14 protein-coding genes and 2 pseudogenes are annotated in these 16,182 nt (G+C 39.1%); 12 read left to right on the forward strand and 4 right to left on the reverse strand.

Features of this window, described 5'->3' with window-relative positions:
- Positions 1-16: 16 nt before the first annotated feature.
- The 6 genes from prfA (at position 17) to LRP84_RS06235 (ending at position 5,602) form a co-directional block, all read left to right on the forward strand.
- Complete coding sequence (gene prfA / locus LRP84_RS06210; protein WP_230574402.1) at positions 17-1,084, forward strand: peptide chain release factor 1; 1,068 nt, start codon at positions 17-19, stop codon at positions 1,082-1,084.
- Positions 1,084-1,932 (forward strand): peptide chain release factor N(5)-glutamine methyltransferase, encoded by an 849-nt coding sequence (gene prmC / locus LRP84_RS06215; protein WP_230574281.1) that lies wholly within the window; start codon positions 1,084-1,086, stop codon positions 1,930-1,932. The genes prfA and prmC overlap by 1 nt, the downstream gene beginning before the upstream one ends.
- Before the next feature lie 556 nt (positions 1,933-2,488).
- Positions 2,489-3,322: a stage II sporulation protein R gene (gene spoIIR, locus LRP84_RS06220; protein ID WP_230574282.1), complete on the forward strand. Its 834-nt coding sequence runs from the start codon at positions 2,489-2,491 to the stop codon at positions 3,320-3,322.
- 52 nt (positions 3,323-3,374) lie between these two features.
- A complete protein-coding gene (locus LRP84_RS06225; protein WP_230574283.1) occupies positions 3,375-3,833 on the forward strand; it encodes a GNAT family N-acetyltransferase in 459 nt (152 codons plus the stop codon).
- Positions 3,834-3,940: 107 nt separating this feature from the next.
- Complete coding sequence (locus tag LRP84_RS06230; RefSeq protein WP_230574284.1) at positions 3,941-4,984, forward strand: L-threonylcarbamoyladenylate synthase; 1,044 nt, start codon at positions 3,941-3,943, stop codon at positions 4,982-4,984.
- A gap of 57 nt (positions 4,985-5,041) precedes the next feature.
- Complete coding sequence (locus LRP84_RS06235) at positions 5,042-5,602, forward strand: manganese efflux pump MntP (protein WP_230574285.1); 561 nt, start codon at positions 5,042-5,044, stop codon at positions 5,600-5,602.
- 182 nt (positions 5,603-5,784) lie between these two features.
- Here LRP84_RS06235 and LRP84_RS06240 read toward each other — a convergent pair whose 3' ends face one another.
- The 3 genes and pseudogenes from LRP84_RS06240 to LRP84_RS06250 form a co-directional block, all read right to left on the reverse strand.
- Positions 5,785-6,393: a flavin reductase family protein gene (locus tag LRP84_RS06240; protein ID WP_230574286.1), complete on the reverse strand. Its 609-nt coding sequence runs from the start codon at positions 6,391-6,393 to the stop codon at positions 5,785-5,787.
- A gap of 314 nt (positions 6,394-6,707) precedes the next feature.
- Positions 6,708-7,433 (reverse strand): annotated as a pseudogene (locus LRP84_RS06245) (N-acetylmuramoyl-L-alanine amidase); the annotation flags it as partial.
- 210 nt (positions 7,434-7,643) lie between these two features.
- Positions 7,644-10,466 (reverse strand): annotated as a pseudogene (locus tag LRP84_RS06250) (PA14 domain-containing protein); the annotation flags it as partial.
- A 487-nt stretch (positions 10,467-10,953) separates the two neighbouring features.
- Between LRP84_RS06250 and LRP84_RS06255 the strand changes: the two are divergent.
- A complete protein-coding gene (locus tag LRP84_RS06255) occupies positions 10,954-11,127 on the forward strand; it encodes a hypothetical protein (protein WP_230574287.1) in 174 nt (57 codons plus the stop codon).
- Between the two features lie 89 nt (positions 11,128-11,216).
- Here the strand turns inward: LRP84_RS06255 and LRP84_RS06260 are convergent, their stop codons facing one another.
- The gene (locus tag LRP84_RS06260) at positions 11,217-11,603 is read right to left on the reverse strand and encodes a DoxX family protein (protein ID WP_230574288.1); all 387 of its coding nucleotides are present in this window, start codon (positions 11,601-11,603) and stop codon (positions 11,217-11,219) included.
- 371 nt (positions 11,604-11,974) lie between these two features.
- Here LRP84_RS06260 and LRP84_RS06265 point away from each other — a divergent pair, with 371 nt between their 5' ends.
- The 5 genes from LRP84_RS06265 (at position 11,975) to glyA (ending at position 15,884) form a co-directional block, all read left to right on the forward strand.
- Positions 11,975-12,472 (forward strand): PTS sugar transporter subunit IIA, encoded by a 498-nt coding sequence (locus LRP84_RS06265; RefSeq protein ID WP_230574289.1) that lies wholly within the window; start codon positions 11,975-11,977, stop codon positions 12,470-12,472.
- A gap of 250 nt (positions 12,473-12,722) precedes the next feature.
- Positions 12,723-13,163: a low molecular weight protein arginine phosphatase gene (locus LRP84_RS06270; protein ID WP_230574290.1), complete on the forward strand. Its 441-nt coding sequence runs from the start codon at positions 12,723-12,725 to the stop codon at positions 13,161-13,163.
- Positions 13,164-13,369: 206 nt separating this feature from the next.
- On the forward strand, positions 13,370-13,813 hold the full coding sequence (gene rpiB, locus LRP84_RS06275; protein WP_230574291.1) for a ribose 5-phosphate isomerase B: 444 nt from the start codon (positions 13,370-13,372) through the stop codon (positions 13,811-13,813).
- A gap of 66 nt (positions 13,814-13,879) precedes the next feature.
- Positions 13,880-14,452 carry a TIGR01440 family protein gene (locus LRP84_RS06280; protein WP_230574292.1) on the forward strand — a complete coding sequence of 191 codons (573 nt, stop codon included), beginning with the start codon at positions 13,880-13,882 and terminating at the stop codon, positions 14,450-14,452.
- Positions 14,453-14,642: 190 nt separating this feature from the next.
- Entirely contained in the window at positions 14,643-15,884 is a 1,242-nt protein-coding gene (gene glyA, locus LRP84_RS06285) for a serine hydroxymethyltransferase (RefSeq protein ID WP_230574293.1), read from the forward strand.
- The last annotated feature ends 298 nt before the right edge of the window (positions 15,885-16,182 follow it).

Consider the following 16,182-nt stretch of genomic DNA (forward strand, 5'->3'; position numbering starts at 1 on the left):
TGTTGAGGTGAATGGTGTGTTAGATCGTTTGCAAGCTGTAGAAGACCGTTATGAGAAGTTAAACGAGCTTTTAAGTGATCCAGAGATTATAAGTGATTCAAACAAACTTCGTGAGTATTCAAAAGAACAATCTGATATACAAGAGACGGTAGAGGTGTACCGTGAGTATAAAGATGCTCGTGAACAATTAAGAGATGCAAAAGCGATGTTAGAAGAGAAGTTAGATGCTGACATGCGTGAAATGGTAAAAGAAGAAGTGTCTGAGCTAGAGGGACAAGAGAAGGAATTATCAGAGCGTCTGAAAATTTTACTTGTTCCAAAGGACCCGAATGATGATAAGAACGTTATCGTAGAGGTTCGTGGTGCTGCTGGTGGTGATGAAGCGGCATTATTTGCTGGTGATTTATACCGTATGTATAGCCGTTATGCTGAGGTGCAAGGTTGGAAAACTGAAATTATCGAAGCGAGCTATACAGAACTAGGTGGATATAAAGAGATTATCTTTATGATCAACGGTAAAGGCGCTTTTGCAAAGTTGAAATTTGAAAATGGTGCGCACCGTGTGCAACGTGTTCCGGAAACAGAATCTGGAGGACGTATCCATACTTCTACAGCAACTGTAGCTGTATTACCGGAAGCAGAAGAAGTAGAAGTCGATATTCATGAAAAAGATGTTCGTGTGGATACGTTTGCTTCTAGTGGTCCTGGTGGACAAAGTGTTAATACAACGATGTCAGCGGTACGTTTAACGCATTTACCGACTGGTGTAGTTGTTTCTTGTCAGGATGAAAAGTCACAAATTAAGAATAAAGAAAAAGCAATGAAAGTATTACGTGCACGTGTTTATGATAAGTTTAGACAAGAAGCGCAAGCTGAGTACGATCAAAACCGTAAACAAGCTGTTGGTACGGGAGACCGTTCTGAGCGTATTCGTACGTACAACTTCCCGCAAAATCGTGTTACAGACCATCGAATCGGTTTAACGATTCAGAAGCTGGATCAAATCTTACAAGGTAAGTTAGATGATTTCATCAATGCCTTAGTGATGGAAGATCAGGCGCAAAAGATGGAGGCAGCTGAGTAATGCGTGTCTATGAAGCCCTGAAATGGGCTTCTTCTTTTTTACAAGAAAATGGGCGAGATGAAAATGCGGGAGAAATTGTCCTTTGTCATGTATTAAAGACGAATCGAACAGGTTTAATGATGAACATGCGTGAAGAATTAACGGCAGAACAAGAGCGCATTTTTGCAGACTTTATCCACAAGCATGTAGCAGGCATACCTGTTCAGTACTTAATTGGATATGAAATGTTTTATGGGCGTTCATTTTTCGTCAATGAAGAAGTGCTTATTCCAAGACCGGAAACAGAGGAGCTTGTGCTCGGAATATTAACACGTATTCGCCGTAAATTTGGAGATAAGGACGTGCATGTGGCTGATATTGGTACTGGTAGCGGGGCAATTTCGATTACACTTTCTTTAGAAAATCCCCGTTTACATGTATATACAGTCGATATTGCTCCGGAATCGATTGAAGTGGCACAGAAAAATGCAGCAGAACTAGAGGCGAATGTAACGTTCTACCACGGTGATTTATTATCGCCGTTTCAGGAAACGAAGCAAAAGCTAGATGTTGTTGTATCGAATCCTCCTTATATTCCAGAAGAAGATTGGAGAGGGCTTTCTTCTGTTGTGAAGGAGCATGAGCCAAAGCGTGCGCTTGTTGGCGGTGAAGATGGACTCGATTTCTATAGACGCTTTATGGAAGAGCTGCCAAAGGTTCTGCAAGAAGAAGCAATTGTTGCCTTTGAAGTAGGTGTAGGGCAAGGAGAAGATGTGCGTGCCCTGCTGCAAGAAACATTCCCGCATGCACATGTCGAGATTGTCTTTGATATTAATGGAAAAGATCGTATGGTCTTTGCGGAAATGTAATTTTAACAGGGGGCTGGGCTTTTGTCAGCTCCCTCTAGTGCATCTAGCATGTCGAACATCGTCGAAGGGTCTTTATCCCGCATTAACGGGCAGTAAAGGATGGAGAAGAGCGGGGAAGAAAACTGCCCGTAAAAGCCCGATTGGTTCAACTAACCATCAGTGAGAAAAGTGTCACTGATGGAAGTTTCACTTTATATTGTGTCGAAGCGCCGATATATTCTAAAAAATGGTCGATATATTGTGAAAAGCACCGATATATTCTAAAAAGCGGTCGATATATTGTGAAAAGCGCCGATATATCGAAAATAACGACCGATATATCAGTAGACATGTGAGAAGGAATTGACCTCCCAAATTTGAGTCAGCTCCCTTTGGCTCGTGGCAGAAAAGCTACTATGCATGGCCAAACGCTCTTGCCTATCTAAAAAAAAAAGCGTTTGTATGTTGTTTTTTCAATTTGTATAATCACCTAAAAAACGAATAGATTTTGAATTTAGTAGTTTAGAAAGAAAGAAACTTGTCTACACTGTTTTACTGAAGGGGCGGTGGAGATAGGATGAAAAAACAAGCGATTGCTTATCTGCTTTTATTATTAATCGGTGCACAAATGATTGCGCACTTTGGATATATGAAAGTTGATGCAAAGGAGCCTGTCGTAATTCCAAAAGAAGCAATTCGATTACGTATTTTGGCTAACAGTGATTCGAAGGAAGATCAAGAGTTAAAACGTAAAGTGCGCGATGAAGTGAAAGCACAAATCGATGGCTGGGTGGCAGATTTAAAATCGTTTGAAGACGCACGTCGTATCATCCGAAGCCGTATTCCGGAACTTGAACAAACAGTGGCGAACACGTTGAAACGAGAAGGTAGTAAGGAAACTTTTACAGTTGAGTTTAATAAACATATAAAATTTCCAACAAAATTGTATGGGAATTTTATTTATCCGGCTGGAGAGTATGAAGCGGTACTTGTGACAATTGGTAAAGGTGAAGGTGCAAATTGGTGGTGCGTGTTATTTCCTCCAATGTGTTTCTTAGACTTCTCTAGTGGTACAGCTGTGGAGAAAGAAGAGCATGTTGTAAAGGCGGAAACAATTGACGAGGACGATATAGAAGAAAATTATTTGCAAAAGGAAGTTGTAAAAGAGGGAGTAAAGCAATCTCTTAAAGCTAAGCAAGAGACAAACATCGCACCTAAACAAAAGGTGAAAGCAAAGTCTGTGCGAGAAAACAGAGCTGAGAAAGAATTACAGGAACAAGAAGAAGTAAAGCAAGAGGAACCACGTGCTATTGAAAAAGAAGAGCACGTAAAGGTAGTAGAAGAAACGGAAGAAGAACCAAAGGTAAAATTGTTTATCGTTGAAGCATTTGCATCTTTATTTTCCAAATAAGTTCTAAAAGATAATCCCTCCTCATATATAAAAGTATGGGGAGGGATTATGTGTGAAGCAAATACGTTTTGCTACAAAAACAGATGTAGAAAGACTGCAGGCCTTTTTTGGACAAGCTAATATGAAGGAAGAACGACTAGATCAATTATATGGGAATTTTATGATATTAGAAGAAGAGGGACAAATCCAAGCAGCCGTTGGATTTGAGCAAGCTGGAACCGATGCGCTTCTTCGCTCATGTTTGTTCACACCTGCTGTGGATAAAGTTACATTTTTACATTTTTTTGAAACGTTTTTGCAGTATATTAAAGAGAAAAGTATTGAGCAATTATATTTACTTACAAAGAGCCCACAGTCGGTTACAATATTTCAGTTTTTTCAATTTGAAATTGTGGAAAAGGACGCTGTTTCAGACGGAATTCAAGCATTAGAACATTTTTGTAAAAATATAAAACAACCAAATGTAATTATACTAAATTGTCAGCTATTCACAAAGTTATCCACCGATTAAATTGATTTATCCACATTTTGTGGATAAATCTTATTTGTCTTTTGGATAAATCTCATAGTAAACTACAAATAACAAGTATTTCATGGTAGAAAAGGACGTGGGAAGAAATGAATACAAAAATGTGGGTTGTGGATAATGCTGTGGAAATAAAAAAAGATTATCCACAGTTGCAAGAAGCAGCACATTTATTACGAGAAAATGAAGCAGTAGCGTTCCCAACTGAAACAGTATACGGACTTGGCGCGAATGCATTAAACGACGAAGCTGTTGCGAAAATTTTTGAAGCAAAAGGAAGACCAAGCGATAATCCGCTTATTGTACATATTGGTACGGAAGAACAATTAGATGGCATTGTGGCTCAGATTCCGCCGATCGCAAATGTATTAATGAAGCACTTCTGGCCAGGACCACTAACACTTATTTTCCCGAAAAAAGAAGGGATCTCTGAAAAGGTAACAGCTGGATTACATACAGTGGCAGTTCGAATGCCAGATCATCCGGTAGCATTGGCGCTTATTGAAGCGGCAAATGTACCAGTAGCAGCTCCAAGTGCGAATCGTTCTGGTCGTCCTAGCCCAACGCTCGCTTCTCATGTATATGAAGATTTAAACGGAAAAATTGCGGGTATTGTTGATGGCGGGGCAACTGGTGTTGGTGTTGAATCTACTGTAGTAGATTGTACGAGTGAAATACCGACGATATTGCGCCCAGGCGGTATTACGAAAGAGCAGTTAGAAGAAGTGATTGGACCTGTTTTGTTAGATCCGGCATTAAAGGATGAAACGGAAAAACCAAAATCACCAGGAATGAAATATACACATTATGCACCGAAAGCACCGCTTAGCATTGTTGAAGGTTCGCGTGCCTTTATTCAACAACTTGTGGATAAAAAAGAGCAAGAGGGTTATAAAGTAGGTGTATTAACAACGGTGGAATATCAACATGTGTATAAAGCAGAAGTTGTTCTTTCTTGTGGAATGCGCAGTGATTTAGCGACAGTTGCGACAAAGCTTTATGACGTATTGCGTACATTTGATGCAAGCGGTGTTGATATCATTTTTAGTGAGTCATTCCCAAGCGATGGAATTGGTAGTGCAATCATGAACCGTTTAACGAAAGCTGCAGGTCATCAAATCATCTTCGAAAAATAAATTCTATCTCTCCTCGGACGTGCATATTGTGAAGTAGCGAGTCCGAGGAGGGACATTATGAAGATTGAACATATTATAAGCGAATTGTTGCCGCTGTTTATTATGGCATTTGCGCTAGGGCTTGATGCATTTTCTGTTAGCCTCGGTATGGGGATGATTACGCTTAAGCAGCGCCAAATCTTTTATATCGGCATTATAATTGGTATATTTCATATAATCATGCCTTTTATCGGCATAATGCTCGGCCGCTTTTTATCAGAGCAATTTGGTTCTATTACTACAATTGTAGGTAGTATTCTATTAATGGGATTAGGATTTCACATTGTGTATAGCTCACTTTCTCATGATGATGAGTATAGGAGCGTTCCTGCCGGCGGAAGTTTACTGTTGTTTGCTTTTAGTGTGAGTATGGATAGTTTTTCTGTCGGTTTAAGCCTTGGTATTTACGGAGCACGTACATTTGTAACCATTCTTATATTTGGCGTTGTGAGTATGATGCTCACTTGGATCGGATTATTAATTGGCCGCAGAGCACAAAGCATTCTTGGAACGTATGGAGAAGTGCTTGGCGGGATTATACTTGTTGGATTTGGGATTAAATTATTATTTTCGGTATGAAGTGAAACAAATAATGTAAGAAAGCCCAGCCATTTATTGTGGCTGGGCTTTCATTTTTAGTTCTATCTAGCTCCAGCGGCTAGAACAGTCGGTGGCTTCGCGTCTTCCGCCGAGGCAAAGAGAGCCTCTATGTCAGAAGCTCCATCCCCCTCCTGTTCTGAGCAAGCCGCTTCCGCTTTTAATTAGGGCCTTACAAGTTCAAATTGCTCCCCGAGTTTTGCGTAATTATGTCCAGCCAGTCGGCTTATTGGTTTTAACCCTTCAGCATGAACGCGTCCATTTTCATATAAGTGCTCAGCGATATGGAAACGTACAATGCGTCCAATTAAGAGGTCGCATGCAGGGGAATCTTCTGTTCCACCTAGCTGAATAGCGCGCTCTAGTACACATTCCATACGGATACTCGCTTCTTTTACCCCCGGTACAGAAATGACATCGCTGTCAATTGGTGTTAGTTTTGCAAGTTCAATCTCACTTTCATTAGGAGGAAGGTTAGCTGCTGTTTCGTTGATCGCCTCCGCGTACGATTCGTCAGAAATATGAACGACAAATTCTTCTTTTTCCATGGCATTTCTTGCTGTATCTTTTGGTTCTCCACCTTTTCGTTGTACAGAAATTGAGATAAGAGGCGGATTGGCAGCAACGATATTAAAGTAGCTAAATGGTGCTCCGTTTAGTACTCCATCATTTGTAACGGTTGTGACGAAGGCAACTGGGCGCGGAATAATGCTTCCTGTTAGTAATTTGTAATTGTCTTTTTCAGTTTGTTCATTTGGATTAATAGACAGCATGTATGTAATCTCCCTTCTAATATCTGTAACACTTCTTTGTTTGTTTACAAGATAGAGGGGGGAAACTCCTGCTGAAAAAATATTTTTTTGCCGATTTTTGTAAAGGGTATGAAACAAATTCTCACAAGGAATACGGAAACGATTTGAGGGCAGTAAGACCCCAACTTCAAGATTCAGAGAGAAGCGAAGAAGATAGGAGGGGGATGAAGAAAACCTCCACTGATGGAAGTTTCACTTTATTTCTTACTATTTTCACTCTATTTTTTACGTTCTAAGTTTTTCATTGTTGCATCGAACAAATACAATCTGCTTCATTATAGACGATAGGATGAAACGTTGATGCCTTTCCATTCATAGTAATCTAAAATACCAGAGTAAATTGCTTCTGCAGCACGTTGTCTCCAATATTCAGATCCTAATTTTTCATTTTCTTGCGGATTGTCAATGAAAGCGAGCTCTGTAAGAATGGCAGGCATTGTATTTTCACGGACAACATATAAATCGCCATCTTTTACGCCGCGGTTTGTCGTTTCCATAGCATTTACAAGACGACTTTGTACTTTTTCAGCTAATACACGGCTTTCCTCTGTATTAGGGTTTCCTGCAGTTCTTGATTGCCAGTAGTACGTTTCTGTTCCGTGTGCAGTACCATCGAAGCCATTTGCGTGAATGCTGACAAAAATATCTCCGTTATTTTGTTGCGCAAATTCTACTCGTTTTTGTAATGATTCGCTAGCTGTATTACCAGGCCGCGAATCTGTTTCACGAGTTAACAGCACCTTAAACGGTGATTTGCGATTAAATAGATCGCGAACACGTAAGGAAACATCTAATACAACTGCGTCCTCTGTTAAGCCGTTGTTCGTACCGGAATGACCATCATCGATACCACCATGACCTGGATCAATGATGATCGCTTTTCCGTTTAATGGATCTACTTGTAGATCGGCTGCTTGAACCCATCCTGTTTGATCACCAATGCGAACTTCAATCCAGTTATTTGGATCTTTACGCAGTACATCGACGGTTGTTCCTTGCTGCAGTGTCCCTTTTTTATTATTGCCATATGGATACGGTTCTGTACGGAACTCGTCTGTTGTTCTTGTAATTTGTCCTTTTGTGTTTGCTGCGTAGTTCGTAAATGGAATATCTTTTGGCAATTGATGTGAATCCATAACCAGTTCATTATTTTTAGGTACAATATTCACACCGTCATATTCAGAACGATTATATGGATGTATTTCTTCCATAAGGTTTGCAATCTTAGTTGCCCACGCAGTATCTGTTGAATAGTTAGTATTAATATCTTTTACTGTGACTCCTTTATAGCGCCAATCTCCAGGTTCTAAATAATACGCTCTTACGTAAGAGGCATTATAATTAATACTGTCATTAAACGTATTGAAGTAGCTGGCTAAGCCAAATGGGTCAGAATCTTCAGCACGAAGTCCAAATAGATTATGTTTTCGATAGGCAATTAATGATTTGCCGTACCCCGACTCTAAAATAGCATGAGATGCTAAGAATAGAGCGTTCACACCATATTTGTTTTGTGCGTCAATAAACGCCTGTCCATATCCGATAAGCGGGCTTGTCCCGTTTGTTCTTCGGCTCATATAATTATCAATTTCCCCAGCGGTTACTTTTGAAGGTTTGCGCAAATCTAGCGTTTCATAAGGCTGGCCAATATAGTAATCTAGTGAAAGATTCGCTAAGCCGCTTCCTTCAAAATACTCCACGCGCAGCTTATGATTTCCTTTTGTTAAAGAAATTTTTCCTGTACGTGTACCGTTGTTACTTGCTTCCCAAGAGTTAATAACGGGCTGATCATCTACATAGACGCGAACACCATCGTCTGCTTTCGCCGAGAATGTATAATCGCCACCTTCAAAGTATTCCGTTTTTGTAAAGCGAGCAGAGAAGTTATCATTTGAAATAAATGGGCTTGGAGAACCATTTTGCCAATTGAAATCAATCTTCTCAATTTTTTGTAAGGCGTTATTGCCACCAAGAATAATAGGATCACCTTGAAGATTCGTATTGTTATAGATCTCACCGAGCCAAGTAGACGAATTTTGTACAGTACTGTAAGGTTCAATGCTAAATTCTACGCGACTTTGGCCTGTTTGTTCTAAATATTGTACTTCAACTAAATGCGTATCTGGTTGATTGGCTTTACCAAATGCCCAGGCAGCAGTTCCATCAGAAATATGAATTTTCTTCGCGTATTCCGTAAATCCTGATGGTCCCCAACGATCAAGGACAGGTTTCCCATCAATAAAGACACGAATCCCATCATCAGCGCGCCCGCGAATGACGTAATCTCCAGCAGATAAACGTTTTACCGTTGTATAACGAGTGGAGAAGTTGTCGGCCGGTACTTTAGAAGTTGGAGCGCCGATACCATTATTTTCAGCGAGTTGCTTCGTATCCCCTTGTGGCGTTAGTACTTTTGCATCGACAGGATAGCCGCTTAAATTAGTATTTGGGTAATAATAAGCTAGCCAAGAATCGAATGGTACAATATCAGAAAAGATAGCTGCTTGACCGCTATTTTCATAGAAGTCAGTTCGAATTTTATGATCACCTTGCGGCACATTTGTCACGATAGTACGATCGATTTGTCCAGGAACATCATACCAGCGGTCAATTACTTGTTTCCCGTCAAAAGAAACTTTGACGCGATCATCAGCTAACGTATGTATAAAGTAATCGCCGGCAGCCAGCTGCCTAGATTGATCAAAAGTTGCTGTGAAATCATCTTCCGTTTGATCGGGTGTAGGACTTCCATATCCCCAATTATAATGAACATCCCCGCCTGTTTGAGAAAAAGGTCCAGGAGATTTTTTATAATCGAATTGAAGATTGGCTTTTCTGCTTTGTTCCATATATTCAACAGTAATCTTATGCTCTCCAGTTGACAATGGCACTTTTACTTTGCGAATTTCACCGTTACTAGCATTCCAAGAATCGATTACAACTTTGTTATCAACGTAAACACGCACACCATCGTCTGCTTTTGCCGTGAATAAATATTCACCTTGCTCAAACTTATCTACCTTAGTAAAGCGGGCAGAAAAATTATCGTTTGAGATAGCTTTATGCGGAGAGTTGTCTTCCCAATTAAAGTTGATTGTGTTTAACTTTTCTGAAGAATTTTCTCCGCCGATAACAACAGCGTCACCTTTTAACTCTTTGTTATTATAGAATTCACCAAGCCAACTAGTTGATTTTGTTGCTTCGCTGTAAGGTTCAATTTGAAAATCTACTTGGCTGTTTCCGCCTTCTTCTAAGTATTGCACTTCAACTAGATGGGTATCATTTTGATTGGTTTTACCAAATGCCCATGCTGCAGTTCCATCATTAATATGGATTTTTCGAGCATCTTCCTGTGACCAACCAGATCCCCAGCGGTCAAGAACAAGTTGTCCATCAATAAAGACACGAATACCATCGTCTACTTTTCCGCGAATGATATAATCTCCAGCAGGTAATCGCTTTACTGTCGTATAGCGAGCAGAGAAATTATCTGCGGGCACTTTTGGCGTTGGTGAACCAATTCCATTGTTTTGGAACAGCTTCTTTTCTGTTCCTGTTGGAGGAATCACTTTTGCGTCTACTGGATAACCTTCTAAATTTTTGTTCGGATAATAGTAGGCTAACCAGTGATCAAATGGAACAATGTCAGAGAAAACCGCTGCTTGACCAGTATTTTCATAGAAATTTGTTTGTAACTTATAAGTTCCCGCTTTTACATTTGTTATAAGTGCACGATCAATTTGTCCACCAGCATCATACCAACGATCAATTACAGGTGTCCCATTAAAGGAAACTTTAACACGATCATCAGCCAACGTATGTACGAAGTAGTCTCCAGCTGATAACTGTTTTGATTGATTAAAGATGCCGGTAAAATGGTCCGCTGAAATGTCGGATCTTGGACTTTGATATCCCCAGTTGTAATGTACATCTCCGTCACTTTGGGTAAATGTATCATTGCTCGCAGCGTGTGCAATAAATGGGGTTAGAAAAAAACCGACTGCTATGATTGGAGCATACCATTTTTTATTCACTTTTTTTCTTATCTCCTTTCCCTAAAATAAACTCGAACTTTATCAATCTACCATAATTTTTCATGGAAAGGTATACAAATAATAGTTTTGTAACAAAATATATTGAATGTTTAAAAAATAGATGTTTTACATATATTTGGCTTAAAGATTCAGCATTTATCTTAACTTGATCCAAGCATATGCAGTCTGTCTTGGGGAACCTGGGAAATTTTTGCAAGAAAATAATTGTAAAGCTTCTTTGATGAATGTTCGGGCAGGATAAAATTTTTAGCGATGACACTCTTTTTTAGAGATAAAGTGAAAAGTCCATCAGTGGGGACGTGGATTTTAAAGTAGATGTTCGCGCATTCAAACATTGAGCTGAAATTACTGGGCATGATGAAAAATTACATTATCCAGTTCATTGATTAGTGATTTGGGTTTGGATTCAATGTTGATAATGGGCTTCCACAAGTTATTGATAATTGATTTTCCGGATATTAATGAAATGGATTTAGAAGAAAATTTCCAAAGGGAAGACACTACAATAGAGGATGTAATATTAGTATTAAAAAACATGTTAGGGATTGAGGAGAATATGGATCCTTCCTCTAGCACGGATCATTTTCCTGAAGTGACAAGCTTCAATATAATGGAAGAAAAAAATCCCTCACAATTGTGAGGGACTGAGTTGGTAAAGTGAAACTTCCATCAGTGGGGGTCTTACTGCCCGTTAATGCGGGATAAATATCTCGAATTCAAGATAATAAGTTAAATTAAAGTGTAAGCGCCAGGTCCAATAAGAGCAACGCCAACTGCAACTGCGATTAAGATAAGGTTATATTCAAAACCGTTTTGTGTAACCCAGTAACCATTTTTACCATGAACTGTGAAGATAGCTATTAACATTGTACCGACAATAAATAGAGCCCCTACCCAAGTGAAAATACCAGCAGCAAATAAGAAACCACCTAGTAATTCAGTTGCCCCAGCCATAAACGCCATAAATACTCCTGGTCGTAAGCCGATTGATTCCATCCAGCCGCCAGTACCTTTTAAACCATAGCCGCCAAACCAGCCGAATAATTTTTGAGCACCATGTCCCATGAATGTAACCCCAATAATAAGACGAATAATAAGAAGACCAATGTTCATCATTTTATAATACCTCCTAAAAAAGTTATTTACTTATCTTATGTAAGTAATAATAAAATAGTTACTTATTTTAGTCAAGTAACTTTTTAAAAAAACAACAAAAAATTTTACAAATGGTGAACAAAAAATAATTATGTTGTTAAGACTTCTAGACAACTGAAAGAAAAAAAGCTTAAATAGAAATGAAGAAGTTCACTTCTTTCCATTTGAATTCAGACTGTCTGAATTGACTGGAATTTTGCAAGGCGATACAATAAGGGTCTAATTGACAACTCTCTTTTTCATATCGAAAACGTTTTATGCTAGTAAAGCGAAGGGTTGTAATTATTGAGCTCAAGTGTATTGTAGGTAAGGAATATAAGGAGGATTATCCTATGTTTAAAAAATTATTTGGTCTTGGTTCTAAAACAAATGCAGAAACAATCGTAGCTCCATTAACTGGAGAAGTGAAAAATATTGAAGAAGTGCCAGATCCAGTATTCGCTGGCCGTATGATGGGAAATGGTGTTGCAATCGATCCAACTGAAGGTGTAGTAGTATCTCCAGTAGACGGTGAAATCGTGCAATTATTCCACACAAAACATGCTGTAGGTATTAAATCGAAAAACGGTGCAGAGATCTTAATCCACGTTGGATTGGAAACTGTAACAATGGCAGGCGAAGGTTTCGAAGCACATGTAGCTGAAGGACAAACTGTTAAAGTTGGCGATAAATTAATCTCTTTCGACTTAGAATTAATTCGTGAAAAAGCAAAAAGCACAATTACACCAATCGTTATTACAAACACAGATGCAACAGCATCTATTGAAACAACTATAGGCGTAACAGCTACAAAAGGTTCAACAGAAGTAATGAAAGTAACAATGAAATAATTGTTTTGATTCATAAGGAATCCATTTCATATTTGAAGTGGATTTCTTTTTTGTGGATGAAAGAATAACAGTAGATTTTTCCCTGCCATGTATTACCATATTGCAGTTACTTGGAAAAAGGGTTTCACAGATGTAATGAGAGCGCATTTCTTCTAGAAGAAATGCGTTTTTCTATATATACATTTCTTTTTTTCATTATCATTGTGCGTTATGATGAAAATACATATTCATCATAAGGAGTTGGTGTTTGGTGAAGCGAGTATTATTCGTTTGTACAGGCAATACATGCCGCAGTCCGATGGCAGAAGCGTTATTACGGCATCATGGAGAAAGGCATTTTGAAGTGCAATCTGCGGGCGTATTTGCCGCAGTGGGCAGTGATGCATCTGCGCATGCAAAAAGTGCGTTAGAAGAAAAAGGAATTTCAATTGCCCATGCTTCTCAGCAAGTGACGGAAGAGTTGCTAGAGTGGTCTGATGTTGTATTAACAATGACAACGGGACATAAGCAGCTTTTGCTGGCACATCATCCAGAAGTAAACGGAAAAGTGCATACATTATATGAATTTGTAGAAGGTACAAATAAGGACATTTCTGATCCTTTTGGCGGCTCGCTTGCTATTTATAAAGCAACGCTGGAAGAAATGGAACAACTTGTGCAAACTTTGCTGAAAAATCATTCAGAAAGCTAATGTTTCGTGTATAATACGATATTGGAGATTATATCGATTTAACGGGTAATATATCTCAAAGGTTTGAGATGGGGGTCAACTGTTCAGTTCATTGTTAGTGGGGGAGAAGAGAAACCCGCTGGCATGTGCCCGATTGGTTCAACTAACCATTCGGAGAAAAAACATCTCCGAACGGAAGTTTCACTTTATATTTGGAGGGGTCCAGAATGAAAGTAGTAGTAGCATCTGATCATGGCGGAGTGAATATTCGCAAAGAAATCGTAAGTCTATTAGAAGAGTTAAATATTGAATATATTGATTTAGGGTGTGAGTGCGAAGCGGGTTCTGTAGATTACCCTGATTTTGCATTCCCAGCGGCAGAAATGGTTGCAAGTGGTGAGGTAGACCGCGGTATTTTAATTTGCGGAACAGGCATCGGTATGTCAATTGCAGCAAACAAAGTACATGGCATTCGCTGCGCATTAGTACATGATACATTTAGTGCAAAAGCAACGAGAGAACATAACGATACGAACATGTTAGCAATGGGGGAGCGTGTAATCGGAGCTGGATTAGCACGTGATATCGCGAAAATTTGGTTAACAACGGAGTATGAAGGCGGCCGTCACGAGAATCGTGTAGGGAAAATTAAAACATACGAAGCGAAGTAATCGTATTCTAACTTCTAGTAAGAGTTAATATAATTTGTTGAACCTACCTGCGAAAGGAAGAGCGTAATGAATGAAATATTACAATTGAAAGAGCAGCTGCAAACAGCGCTTTCTGAGTTTCAAGAACAAGCTTCGCTGCGAAATGGGAACATTTTTGTTGTGGGCTGCAGTACGAGTGAAGTGCTAGGTGAAAGAATTGGAACATCGGGAACGATGGAAGTAGCGGAAGCGATTTTTTCTGCGTTAAAACAATTTCAAGAGCAGTGTAGTATTGCGTTAGCGTTTCAATGCTGTGAACATTTAAACCGTGCTTTAGTCATAGAAAGAGAAGTCGCAGAGAAGCACCAGTTCGAAATTGTAAATGTTACGCCTGTCCGATCAGCAGGTGGGGCTCTTGGAACATATGCATATCATAATATGAAAGATCCTGTTATCGTAGAGTTCGTAAAAGCAGATGCGGGTATTGATATTGGAGATACGTTCATTGGTATGCATTTAAAACATGTAGCTGTGCCTGTACGCACACGTGTAAAAGAAATTGGGCATGCGCATGTAACGATGGCAAAGACGCGTCCGAAGTTAATTGGCGGGGCGCGTGCAGTATATGCAGTAAAAGAGGAAACGTTTACTTGTAGTTAAGTCATAAATTTACAATAAAAAAAGACCGGATTCGGTCTTTTTTTTCTTTTATCATGTGTAGAGTCGTGTTAGAATGTAGTTGAAAACATGAAGGTTTAGAAGAATTACAACTGGAATTTTCGTTTTTTCTTGAAAAATGAAGAGGAAATGTCGGAAATAGATGTAATTCGTTCAGAAAAGGGGGATTTTGATGGAGCATTTAAAACGTCAAGATGAAAAGGTGTTTGCTGCAATTGAATTAGAATTAGGAAGACAGCGTTCAAAAATCGAGCTTATTGCATCTGAAAACTTCGTAAGCCAAGCCGTAATGGAAGCACAAGGTTCTGTATTAACGAACAAGTATGCAGAAGGATATCCAGGGAAACGTTATTACGGTGGTTGTGAGCATGTGGATATCGTAGAAGATATCGCACGTGACCGCGCAAAAGAAATTTTTGGCGCAGAGCACGTAAACGTTCAACCGCATTCTGGTGCACAAGCAAATATGGCTGTATACTTCACAATTCTAGAGCAAGGTGACACAGTGCTTGGTATGAACTTATCTCACGGCGGTCACTTAACACACGGAAGCCCTGTTAACTTTAGTGGTGTACAATACAACTTTATCGAATACGGTGTAGATCCTGATACACATCACATCAATTATGAAGATGTATTAGAAAAAGCGAAAGAGCATAAGCCGAAATTAATCGTTGCGGGTGCTAGTGCGTATCCTCGTGTAATTGATTTCAAAAAATTCCGTGAAATCGCTGATGAAGTTGGCGCATATTTAATGGTAGATATGGCACATATCGCGGGGCTTGTAGCAGCTGGCTTACACCCAAATCCAGTACCATACGCTGATTTTGTAACAACAACAACTCATAAAACATTACGCGGACCACGCGGTGGTATGATTTTATGTAAAGAACAATTTGCAAAACAAATTGATAAATCCATCTTCCCTGGTATTCAAGGCGGACCGCTTATGCACGTAATCGCTGCAAAGGCAGTTGCATTTGGAGAAGCATTGCAGGATGACTTCAAAACATATGCGCAAAACATTATTAACAACGCAAGTCGCTTAGCAGAAGGTCTGCAAAAAGAAGGTATTACACTTGTTTCTGGTGGAACGGACAACCACTTAATCTTAATTGATGTTCGCAATTTAAACATTACTGGAAAAGTTGCAGAGCATGTATTAGATGAAGTTGGTATTACAACAAACAAAAATACAATTCCATTTGACCCAGCTAGCCCATTTGTAACAAGCGGAGTTCGCATTGGAACTGCAGCTGTAACATCAAGAGGCTTTGGGCTTGCTGAAATGGATGAAATTGCATCCATTATCGCTTACACATTAAAAAATCATGATAATGAAGCAGCACTAGAGGCAGCACGCGTGCGTGTAAATGCTTTAACAGATAAATTCCCAATGTATAAAGAGCTATAATAGAAAAAAGCTGTTGAAACGTATTGTTTCAGCAGCTTTTTTTCATATATCATGTTTTTTATTGAAATAACGATTACTTTAGTTGAATAAGAATTTAAAAGAGCATTCTATAAAAGTATTACATATGAGAAAAAAGAACATACAAATCGTTCTATGTATGTATACAAATCATGAATATATTTTTAAAATATAATGAAGGATGTCGTTCCCATAATTGGTAAAGGTACTCTTGTAAAAGAAAGAAACGTTTAAAATTTCACCAAATTCACCCTTGAATATTAGTGGCGTTTTCTTTACA

The organism is Bacillus rhizoplanae (assembly GCF_917563915.1).
Taxonomy (GTDB): Bacteria; Bacillota; Bacilli; order Bacillales; family Bacillaceae_G; genus Bacillus_A; species Bacillus_A rhizoplanae.

Coding starts and splice junctions, on each gene's coding strand:
- prmC (WP_230574281.1), top strand. CDS start 1,084: ATGCGTGTCTATGAAGCCCTGAAATGGGCTTCTTCTTTTTTACAAGAA.
- spoIIR (WP_230574282.1), top strand. CDS start 2,489: ATGAAAAAACAAGCGATTGCTTATCTGCTTTTATTATTAATCGGTGCA.
- LRP84_RS06230 (WP_230574284.1), top strand. CDS start 3,941: ATGAATACAAAAATGTGGGTTGTGGATAATGCTGTGGAAATAAAAAAA.
- LRP84_RS06235 (WP_230574285.1), top strand. CDS start 5,042: ATGAAGATTGAACATATTATAAGCGAATTGTTGCCGCTGTTTATTATG.
- LRP84_RS06240 (WP_230574286.1), bottom strand. CDS start 6,393: ATGCTGTCTATTAATCCAAATGAACAAACTGAAAAAGACAATTACAAA.
- LRP84_RS06255 (WP_230574287.1), top strand. CDS start 10,954: ATGGATTTAGAAGAAAATTTCCAAAGGGAAGACACTACAATAGAGGAT.
- LRP84_RS06260 (WP_230574288.1), bottom strand. CDS start 11,603: ATGATGAACATTGGTCTTCTTATTATTCGTCTTATTATTGGGGTTACA.
- LRP84_RS06265 (WP_230574289.1), top strand. CDS start 11,975: ATGTTTAAAAAATTATTTGGTCTTGGTTCTAAAACAAATGCAGAAACA.
- rpiB (WP_230574291.1), top strand. CDS start 13,370: ATGAAAGTAGTAGTAGCATCTGATCATGGCGGAGTGAATATTCGCAAA.
- LRP84_RS06280 (WP_230574292.1), top strand. CDS start 13,880: ATGAATGAAATATTACAATTGAAAGAGCAGCTGCAAACAGCGCTTTCT.
- glyA (WP_230574293.1), top strand. CDS start 14,643: ATGGAGCATTTAAAACGTCAAGATGAAAAGGTGTTTGCTGCAATTGAA.